A 10017-nucleotide genomic window follows, 5' to 3' on the forward strand; every position below is an offset into this window, starting at 1 on the left:
TTGACTCTCACCCCCCCCCTCAATCGCGAGCGGGCTCTTTATCTCTGCGGGGGGGGGGGGGGGCGCCGTGGGGGGGGGGGGGGGGGCCCGGGGGGCCCCCCCCCCCCCACGCCCTCGATCACGGCCTGGATCAGCGAGATGTCCGGCGCCTCGGCGAGCTGGACCGGGGCGCGGGTGAGGATCAGCCGGGCCTCGGCGAGGTCGTCGAGCAGCACCTTGACGACGCTGACGGGCAGGTCGAGGGTGGCCGCGATCTCGGCCACGGCCAGCGGGCGTTCGCGGCACAGGTCGAGGATCGCGGCCGGTTCGGGCGTGAGCCGGCTGGTGTCGGTGCGCGGGTCGGAGGTGACCACCAGGGTGATCAGCGCGAATCCGTCACGGACCGGGCCGGTGCGCCCGTTGGTGATCGCGTAGGGGCGGACCAGATGGCCTGCGTCCTTGTCGTAGAACCAGGCCTCCTCGGCGTCGGCGGTCACGCACCGCCACCCGCGCCGGCCTGGCCTGCGTCGCTGCGCGGTGCCGCGGTGAGGTACTGGCCGACCTGCTTGACCAGCATGTTGATCTCGTAGGCCATCAGCCCGGCGTCCACCTGCTCGCTGGTGAGGACGGCGAGCCGGGCGCCCTGCCCGGCGGTGGTGACGAACAGGAACAGCTGGTCCATCTCGACCACGGTCTGCCGGACCCGGCCGCCGTTGAAGCGGTGGCCGGCGCCGCGGGCGAGGCTCTGCAGACCGGAGGCGACGGCGGAGAGGTGTTCGGCGTCGGCCCGGTCGAGGCCCTGGGACATGCCGACCAGCAGGCCGTCCTCGGAGAGGACGATGGCGTGCCGGGTCTCGGGTACCCGCGCCACCAGCTGGTCCAGCAGCCAGTTGAGGTCGCGCGGGGTGTCGGTGTGCTGCGTCATCACTGCTGTTCCTTGGCTTCCTGAACGGCGGAGGCCTCCCAGGCGGCGGAAGGTGCGGCCGGGAGGTGGGGCGCGGCGGGCGCCTGGGGGGCGGTGGGGGTGGTCGGCGCGTCGGGGTCGGCCGCGCGGGCGGTCCGGGTGCCGCGCTGGATGGCGGCCATGGTGGTGCGGGAGCGCTGTGGCGACGGGTCGTCGGCCCTGGCGGCCCGGGTTCCTCCGGCGGCCCCGGTTTGTCCGGTGGCTCCGGTGGCTCCGTGCCAGGGCCCGGCCTGGGGCGGCGGGCCGACCACGGGGGGCAGCATGGCGCCGGGAGCGTGGGCCTCGCGGAGCTGCTCGGCGAGGCTGGCGTTGCGGACCCGCTGCGGCAGGACCCGCGGGGTGCGCAGTTCGCCGTCCGGGCCGTGGTCCGAGTGCTCCTCCTGGGCGCGTCCGTGGGCGGGCGCAGGAGGCTCGGCGGTGGCACCGTCGAAGGGCCCGGTCGTGGGCCCGGCCGTGGTTCCGGCCGGCACGTCCGCAGCACGGCCGTCGGCCGGCGGCCCACCGGGCGGGATGTCGGACGGGACCTCGTACGGGCGCGGGAAGACGGGCCGGGGGACGACCACGGCCCCGGGCAGACCGGGTATCTCGGCGCCGACCGGCAGACCGCCGTTGGCCGGGCCGGGGGCGGCTCCCTCGGCCGGGCCGCCGTCCAGGGGGTACTGGGCGAGCAGCTCGCCGATGATCACACCGCTGCCACCCACCCCGGGAACACCAGGTCCCCCGGGAACACCAGGCACCACCAGGCCACTGGCCACACCACCAGCCCCGGGCCCGCCGGGCGCACCCGGCTCGGCCCCGGGCGTCGGAGCGCCCGGCCCGGTGCCGATCAGCCCGCCGAGCACTCCGGCGAGCGCGCCGGTCAGCCCCCCGTCCAGCCCGCCGTCCGGACTGCCGGGGTCGTTGCCGCCCGCCGCCCGCACGGGCTCGGGGACAGGGGTCCGGGTGACCCGCGCGCCGGACGGCAGTCCGGCCATGGCGGCCGGCTGGTCGGCCTGCTCCAGCAGCACCGACGGCACCAGCACCACGGCCCGGGTGCCGCCGTAGGGCGAGGGCCGCAGGGTGACCTGGATGTCGTGCCGGGCGGCCAGCCGTGCGACGACGAACAGGCCGAGGCGCAGGTCGTCGCCGAGGGCGGAGACGTCCAGCTCGGGCGGGTTGGCCAGGTAGTCGTTGAGCCGCTCGTACTCGTCCTCGCCCATGCCGAGGCCGCGGTCCTCGACCTCGACCGCCAGGCCCTTGGGGACTTCCTGTGCGGAGACCTGCACCTGGGTGTACGGCGGGGAGAAGGTGGTGCCGTTCTCGATGAGTTCGGCGATCAGGTGGATGACGTCGGCGACGGCCTGTCCGCTGAGTGAGGCGCGCGGCACGCCCTGGACGACGACGCGGGCGTAGTTCTCGGTCTCGGAGACGGCGCTGCGCAGCACGTTGACCATGGGCACGGCGTTGCGCCAGCGCCGGGCGGGCAGGGCGCCGCCGAGGATGACGAGGTTCTCGGCGTTGCGCCGCATCCGGGTGGCGAGGTGGTCGACCGCGAACAGTTCGCGCAGCAGCTCGGGTTCCTCGTGCTCGCGCTCCAGGGCGTCGAGCATGCTGATCTGTCGGTGGATCAGGATCTGGGTGCGGCGGGCGATGTTGAGGAAGACCTTCTTCGTCCCCTCGCGGCCCTGGGCCTGGTGGATGATGGCGGCGACGGCGGCCTGGCGGACGGCGGCGAGGCCGTCGGAGGTCTGCTGGACCTCGTCGCCGGTCCGGCGGGACGGTGACCAGGCGGGCGGTGTGGGTACGGGCTCCCCGGCGCGCAGCCGTCCGACGACCTCGGGGATCTCGTCCTGGGCGAGCGCGAGGGTGTCGGTGCGCAGTGCGCCGAGGCGGGCGGACAGGGCCCGCGCGGTCCGGATGCCGTGGGCCAGGCTGATCAGCAGGACCAGGGCGACGGCGGCGCTTCCGGCGATCAGGGCGGTGCGGTGTTCGGTGCCGCGCAGCAGGTAGGCGGCGTAGCCCCAGGCGGCGGCGAGGCCCAGGCTGGGGACCAGTACGAGGGCGAGGAGCGAGCTGCGGAGCGAGCCGGACCGGCCGGCGCGGTGGGCCGTGCGGGGGGCCGATATGCCTGGCATCTGATTCCTTGTTGCAGGGCCGAGTCGCTGGGCCGAACGGCGGACCGGCCTGTGCGCGGTCCGGCCGGGGCTTCAGGGCGCCGCGGCCGGGGTGGCCGGACGGGGTGACGCGGTGTCATCGTCCGGGCGGGGGTGCAGCACGGCCGCCGACGGCAGGAACGCTATCAGTCCCAGGTGCCCTCATCGCAACATCAACTGACGATCTGTGGACGGGTGGTGACGATGGTGGAGGAGTCCGGGGGGAGTGTCCGCCGGCGGAAAGTCGCAGCTCACGTCGGTCGCGGGTGGCGCGTGGACGGCGCGTGGACGGCTCTCCGGGGGCCGGGAGAACCTCCCGGAGAGTCGTCAGGAACAGGTCAAGTCGCCGCCGTGCCGAACGTTCGCCCTCTCGGTTCGGGTGCCCGGCTCCGAGGGTGCCCGGCTCCGAGGGTGCCCGGCTCCAAGGGCGTCCGGCCCCGAGGGCGCGCAGTACCGATTCAGCCCGCCAGCGGTATCGGTACCACCTGCCCGCCCCCGATGGCCTGCAGCTCCACCGCGGCCTCCCGCTGGGACAGTTCGCTCCACGCCCAGCTCGCCAGGTCGGACAGCTCCGCCGACCACTGCTTGCCGTAGGTGCCGGAGGCGACCTGCCCGAGCCGCAGCCGCTGGACGTCCGAGGTCCCGGCCGGCGGGTAGACGTGGGTGGCGTCGCGCAGGTAGCGCTCGATGCGGAACTCGGCTTGCAGGCCCCGGGCGGCGTGGATCTCCATGGCGTTGCGCGCGGAGTCCAGCGCGTACTCGGTGTTGATGAGTTTGGCGTTCATCAGCTCGGCGTCGCAGGCTTTGCCGTGGTCGAGCAGGTGCGAGGCGTGGTAGGCGGCCAACTTGGCTGTCATCAGCCTGGACTGCATCTCGCCGAGCTTCAGCGCGATGTTGGGCAGTTGGTTGATCGGCTTGCCGTAGAGCACCCGCTCCTCGGCGAAGCGAGCGGTGTCCTGGACGATCGCGGTGTGGATCCCGAGCGCGACGGCGGCGAGGTTGAGCCGGCCGTAGAGGGTGGAGGAGGAGTAGGCGACGTCCAGGCCCTGGCCCTCCAGGCCCAGCCGGTTGCCGACGGGGATGCGGCAGTCCTCGAAGACGATCTCGCCGAAGCTGAAGCCGTGCAGGCCGCTCTGCGAGCCGAGTTCGCCGACGCGGAAGCCGGGGCGCTCGCTCTCGACCAGGAACGCGGACAGGCCCCTGCTGCCCTCGCCGGTGCGGAAGACCACGCCGTGCACGTCGCCGATGTGGGAGTTGCCGACGAACCACTTGCGGCCGTTGAGCACGTACTGGTCGCCCTCGCGGCGGGCGGTGCCGGACATGCCGAGCACGTGGCCGCCGCACTCCGGTTCCGTGACGGCGATGGTCGGCAGCGACTCGCCGGAGGCGAACCTCGGCAGCCACTTGCGCCGTTGGGCGTCCGAGCCGAAGTGGATGACCTTGGCGACTCCGAGCTGTGAGGCCTGCGCCATCGCACCCATGGCGCCGCTGATCCGGGCGAGTTCCTCCACGATGATGGTCTTGGCGAGGTGCCCCAGTCCCAGTCCGCCGAATTCGCGCGGAATGGTCACCCCGATCCAGCCCCGCCGGGCGATCTCCCGCGACAGTTCGAACTCGACGGTCCGTTCGGCCTCCATTCGGGCCACGTGCGGGCGTACCTCCTTCTCCGCGAACTCCCGGACCTCCGCTCGGAGACTCTCGTGGCGCTCGTCGGTGAAGTAGTCCATCGCCATGCTGGGGTCCTCTCTTGTCAGTGGATGTGCCGTGCCTCCGTCCGTGCTGTCGAAGTCGCTCCAGCCGCTCCCCGGGAATGAGTGGGGGTTCGAGGTGGTGGCGGCCGACTGCCCCTTTGCAATCGGTGCATGCGGAACTCGGGGCGTCCTCCCCGGGGTTGGGAATGCCGCCCGTGTCTTCGGCAGGGCTCATTGTCGTATGGGCCTCCTGTGCTGACCCAGAGTCGATCTTGGATTGGCGGAAATCGGCCCGTCCTTACGCTGAGGAGTTTTGCCATGGCTCTGAGTGGGAAGTGATCTTGCCCCGCCGTGGCAACCTGCTGAGCGGCCGCTCACATGCGGCTTTGACTGTCCATCAGCAACGGTGATGAGCCGGACCGGGAGCACCGAACCGCCCGGATGTCTGATTACATGTGCGCCATGACTGATGTGATGAGCACTCAAGGCCAGTTCCCGGGTGCCGCCGGGGAGTCCGAGCGGACCCGCAGGCTGCGCAGCCTTGGTCTCAACGAACCGTCCGCGGACGAGGCCTTCGACCGCTTCGCCCACCTGGCCGCCAGCATCACCCGCGCTCCCATCGCGATGGTCAACTTCATCAACGACGAGCGCCAGATGTTCCGGGGGCTCTACATTCCGCCAAACTCGAACGACGTCGCGGTCGATGAAGGCGCTTCCTGGGCCGATCGGGGCATCGCCTTCGACCTTCCCACCCGTCAGATGCCGCTGAGTCACGGCTTCTGCCCGCATGTCGTCGCCCAGCGGTCCCCCCTCGCGCTCGACGACATCCTCGCCTACCCCCGGTTCTCCGGAAACCCGGTCGTCGACGAACTGGGCGTGCGCGCCTACCTCGGCGCCCCGCTCGTCGACGACACCAACACCGTCATCGGCACCGTCTGCGTCCTCGACCGGGAACCCCGGCAGTGGGGGCGCGAGCGGCTGCGCGACATCCAGCACCTCGCCGAGGCACTGCTCTCCGAGATCCGGCTGCGCGACAACCTGCTCGCCCAGCAGCAGGAGATGTTCGCCGCCTTCGACGGCTCCCCGTTCCCCATCATGCTGACCGACGGCCCCGGTCAGGAGATCCGCTACGCCAACGCCCAGCACGCCGACACCTTCGGAGCCCCGGTGGCGTACGGCGCGATCGGCCTGGCCTACCCGCAGCTCGGCGCCGCCGGCCTCCAGCAGGTCATCGTCGAGGCCTACCACACCGGGCGCAGCACCGTCCTCAACGACGTCCGGATCCAGTCAGGCCGCCCCGACGCCCAGCGCGGCCAGCAGATCTTCAGTTTCACCTGCACCCCGCTGCGGGCCGCGCGCACCGGCCAGGTCAACGGTGTCCTCACCGTCGGCATGGACGTCACCGCGCAGTCCCGCACGGAGGAGGAACTCGGCACGCTGGCCGCCCTGCTGGTCGACCGGCTCCAACAGAACGGTGCCACCCCCGTCGGCCGCCCGGGCATCGCCGGGGAGTCCGGTCTCGTCCTGCCGAGCTGAGCCGCCGACCCGCCGTCCGCGTGCGGCGTCGCCGTCCCCCTCCGCACCACTGCTCGTCGATCCGTACCACCGCGCACCACCCACCACCGTGGCGGGGCGCCTCTCACCCCCGAGGAGAGGCTCCCCGCCACGGTGCCGTCCGGGGGCGGGCCCGAGCGGGTGAACCGTCCCCGCCCGCGCCCCGGCCGCGTCCCGCCCGGCGGCCGCCGATGGTAGGCATGGGCCGCATGGACTGGTTCGCCGCCCCCGACTACTGGTTGAGCCGACTGCTCGTCCAACGCCTGCTCGCCGGCCTCTACCTGATCGGATTCCTCGCCGCCGCCGCACAGTTCCGCGCCCTCATCGGCAGCGACGGCATGCTGCCGGTGCCCCGCTTCACCGCCCGGGTCCCGTTCCGCCACTCGCCCGGACTGTTCCACCTCCACTACAGCGACCGCTTCTTCGCCGCCGTCGCCTGGAGCGGCGCCGCGCTCGCCGCCGCCGTGACCGCCGGACTCGGTGACGCCGTCCCGCTCTGGGCGTCCGTCCTGCTGTGGGCGGTGCTCTGGGGGCTCTACCTCTCGATCGTCAACGTCGGACAGACCTGGTACTCCTTCGGCTGGGAGTCGCTGCTGCTCGAAGCGGGCTTCCTCGCCGCCTTCCTCGGCAACGCCGACACCGCCCCGCCCACCCTGGTGCTCTGGCTGATGCGTTGGCTGGTTTTCCGGGTCGAGTTCGGCGCCGGACTGATCAAACTGCGCGGCGACCGCTGCTGGCGCGACCTCACCTGCCTGCGCTACCACCACGAGACCCAGCCCATGCCCGGACCGCTCAGCTGGTTCTTCCACCACCTGCCCGACCCGCTGCACCGCGTCGAGGTCGCCGCCAACCACTTCGTCCAACTCGTCGTCCCCGTCGGCCTCCTCCTCCCGCAGCCGGTCGCGAGCTACGCCGCCTGCGCCGTCGTCGCCACCCAGCTGTGGCTGATCGCCTCGGGCAACTTCGCCTGGCTCAACTGGCTCACCATCACGCTCGCCCTCGCCGCCGTCGACCCGGCCCGCGTCGGACTGCCCGTCCACGCCCGCGTCCACCCCGCCACGCCCGTCTGGTTCGAGGCGCTGGTGATCGCCCTGACCGCAGCCGTCGCCGTCCTGAGCTACTGGCCGGTCCGCAACCTCGTCTCCCGCCGCCAGGCCATGAACCGCTCCTTCAACCGGCTGCACCTCGTCAACACCTACGGCGCCTTCGGCAGCATCAGCCGCATCCGCCAGGAGGTCGTCGTCGAAGGCACCGACGAACCGACCCTCACCCCGCACACCGTCTGGCACGAGTACGGCTTCAAGGGCAAACCCGGCGACGTGCGCCGTCTCCCGCGCCAGTACGCCCCCTACCACCTGCGGCTCGACTGGCTGATGTGGTTCGCCGGCATCTCACCCGCCTACGCCCGCCCCTGGTTCCTGCCCTTCATCGCCCGCCTGCTCGCCGGCGACCCCGCCACCCTTCGCCTGCTGCGCCACAACCCCTTTCCCGGCACCCCGCCGACCCACGTCCGGGCGACCCTCTACCTCTACCGGTTCACCAGTTGGCGCGAACTGCGGGAAACCGGCGCATGGTGGCACCGCACCGCGCTCCACGAGTACCTCGCGCCGGTCGACCTCACCACCCTCGGCCGCGCCGGATACCGCCCACCCCTCGGCCGACGGCTCCGCACCGTCCCGCTGGACCGGCCGCGGCGGCCCGGGGCCCGCCCGGAGAGCCCGCCCGCCCGGCCCGACGGCCGTGGGCCCCAGTACCCGTCCGGCCCAACGCCCCACCACCCGTGCGGCCCTCCCGGGTAGCGGCCAGGCGGGGGGTATGGCACACGACACCCGCCCGTCGGGCGGTGGGTGCGTGCAAGGCTCGAACGGGCACCCGTATTCTGGGCGTCCACAACCGGCGGCCCGCCCGCGCGCCCCCCAGCCCCGCCCCCGGGGCACCCCGCGCAACCGGTCCGCCGCCCCCTCGCCGCCAGCCCCGCCGTCGTCGCCCAGAACCGGACCTCACATGACAGTGCTTCACTCGCGCAACGCCGACGCAGCCGACCCGGCGGACGTCGCCGACGCCGCAGACGTCAAGGACCCCCAGGACGCCAAGGCCACCACGGCGGAGACCGACCTCCGCGAGGACCTCGGCCGCTACGCCGAACTCGGGGCCTTCACCCTCACCGCCGACACCCACGCCTGGTACGCGGCCGTCGACACCGTCGCCACCCCCGAGGACGCCCGGGCCGCCTCCACCGCCCTCGCCGAACTGCGCGGCCGCGACCTCCGCCAGACCTGGGACGCCGTCACCGTCCTCGCCGCCGACGCCAAGCTCGACGAACCCGACACCGTCGCCAAGGCCGCACTCCTCGTCGAGATGCTCCAGCGCGTCCACCGCACCTCCGCCACCCTCACCACCGCCGCCTACGACGCCGACCTCGGCGCCCTCGCCGCCGCCACCGCCGACGGCACCTGGCGCCGCGAGAACGGCGTCAAGCTCTCCTGGCTGCGCGCCCGCTCCCTGCGCAAGCAGGCCACGGCCCTCGCCACCGACCGCCGCATCCGCCGCGAAGACCTGCACGAGGCACTCGCCTCCGCCGAGGTCGAACGCCGCGCCTGGGCCGCCCTCGCCCCCGCCGGCACCCTGCCGGTCGTCCCCGCCGACGGCGCCCTGGTCGAGCGCACCGCCCAGGCCTTCGAGGCGATCAACACCGGACTGCGCGGCCTCGCCCGGATGCTCCCCGACCACGACCTCGACGGGCTGGCCTTCGCCGAGCTCGTCGACCTCGTCGAGCGGCTCGCCGCCGACGAGGGCACGCTCTACCGCCTGCCCACCATCCGCGGGCTGCGCACCACCCTGGAGGAGGCCGGCCTCGGCGACCTGCTCGCCGAACTCGCCGCCGCCCGGGCCGACCGCCGCGCCGCCGAAGCCGCGTTCGCCGCCCGCCAGGCCCTGGCCGGCGGCCAGCGCGACGGGCTCGCGGGGGAGGGCAGCGCCGTCGAGGCCTCGGCTCCGGCTCCGGCTCCGGCTTCGGTCGAGGAGACGGTGACCGACGCGGACGCGGACGGGGAAGCAGACTCGGGCGACGCTGAGGCTGCGGCCGTGGTCAAGACGGCCGAGGCAGCCGAGGAAGAGGCGACGGAGGAAGCCCCGTCCGCTGTCGTGGTCTCCCTCCCGGCGCCGTCCCCAGCCGCCGATGACCTGGTGGCCGCCGCGACCGCCGCTCTGGCGGAGGCCGCGGAAACCACGGAGCCCGAGGCCGTCGTCGAGGTTTACGCTGTCGAGGTCGAGGTCGAAGCCGCTGTCGAAGCCAAGGCCGAGGTCGAGCTTGCGGAGGAGGCGCCGGTCCTGGAGGCCGCGCCCGTCGTCGAGCCGGAGACGACCGAGGAGGCTGCGGAGCCCGAGACGGTCGCCGAGGTCGCCGCGGTCGAGGTTCTCGTGGCAGAGGCCGACGAGCCGGTGGTCGAGGTTGAGGCCGTTGAGGAGGCGCCCGCCGCTGTCGTCATGGAGTCGGTCGAAGCGACCGAGGCCATTGAGGACGTGGAGCCGGTGGCTGAGGTTGAGGCCGTCGAGGAGGCGCCTGCCGCCGTCGTCGTGGAGCCGGTGGCTGAGGTCGAGCCGGCTGCGGAGCCCGAGACGGTCGCCGAGGTCGCCGCGGTCGAGGTTCTCGTGGCAGAGGCCGACGAGCCGGTGGTCGAGGTTGAGGCCGTTGAGG

At 73.2% G+C, this 10017-nt stretch carries 6 protein-coding genes and 1 pseudogene; 3 read left to right on the forward strand and 4 right to left on the reverse strand.

Annotation, left to right across the window (positions count from 1 at the left end):
• Positions 1 to 38 precede the first annotated feature (38 nt).
• The 4 genes from ACFV6D_RS05210 to ACFV6D_RS05225 form a co-directional block, all read right to left on the reverse strand.
• Positions 39 to 476 (reverse strand): DUF742 domain-containing protein, encoded by a 438-nt coding sequence (locus ACFV6D_RS05210; protein ID WP_380558476.1) that lies wholly within the window; start codon positions 474 to 476, stop codon positions 39 to 41.
• Positions 473 to 904: a roadblock/LC7 domain-containing protein gene (locus ACFV6D_RS05215; protein ID WP_063349859.1), complete on the reverse strand. Its 432-nt coding sequence runs from the start codon at positions 902 to 904 to the stop codon at positions 473 to 475. Before ACFV6D_RS05215 ends, ACFV6D_RS05210 begins: the two co-directional genes overlap by 4 nt.
• Entirely contained in the window at positions 904 to 3057 is a 2154-nt protein-coding gene (locus ACFV6D_RS05220) for an ATP-binding protein (protein ID WP_380558478.1), read from the reverse strand. Before ACFV6D_RS05220 ends, ACFV6D_RS05215 begins: the two co-directional genes overlap by 1 nt.
• 476 nt (positions 3058 to 3533) lie before the next feature.
• Positions 3534 to 4802 carry an acyl-CoA dehydrogenase family protein gene (locus ACFV6D_RS05225; RefSeq protein ID WP_063351508.1) on the reverse strand — a complete coding sequence of 423 codons (1269 nt, stop codon included), beginning with the start codon at positions 4800 to 4802 and terminating at the stop codon, positions 3534 to 3536.
• Positions 4803 to 5228: 426 nt separating this feature from the next.
• Here ACFV6D_RS05225 and ACFV6D_RS05230 point away from each other — a divergent pair, with 426 nt between their 5' ends.
• The 3 genes and pseudogenes from ACFV6D_RS05230 to ACFV6D_RS05240 all read left to right on the forward strand — a co-directional run.
• A complete protein-coding gene (locus ACFV6D_RS05230) occupies positions 5229 to 6302 on the forward strand; it encodes a GAF domain-containing protein (protein ID WP_079135982.1) in 1074 nt (357 codons plus the stop codon).
• Positions 6303 to 6529: 227 nt separating this feature from the next.
• Positions 6530 to 8119: a lipase maturation factor family protein gene (locus ACFV6D_RS05235; RefSeq protein ID WP_380558526.1), complete on the forward strand. Its 1590-nt coding sequence runs from the start codon at positions 6530 to 6532 to the stop codon at positions 8117 to 8119.
• 205 nt (positions 8120 to 8324) lie between these two features.
• Positions 8325 to 10017, forward strand: a pseudogene (locus tag ACFV6D_RS05240) (hypothetical protein); the annotation flags it as partial.

Source organism: Kitasatospora sp. NPDC059812, assembly GCF_042732075.1.
GTDB lineage: Bacteria > Actinomycetota > Actinomycetes > Streptomycetales > Streptomycetaceae > Kitasatospora.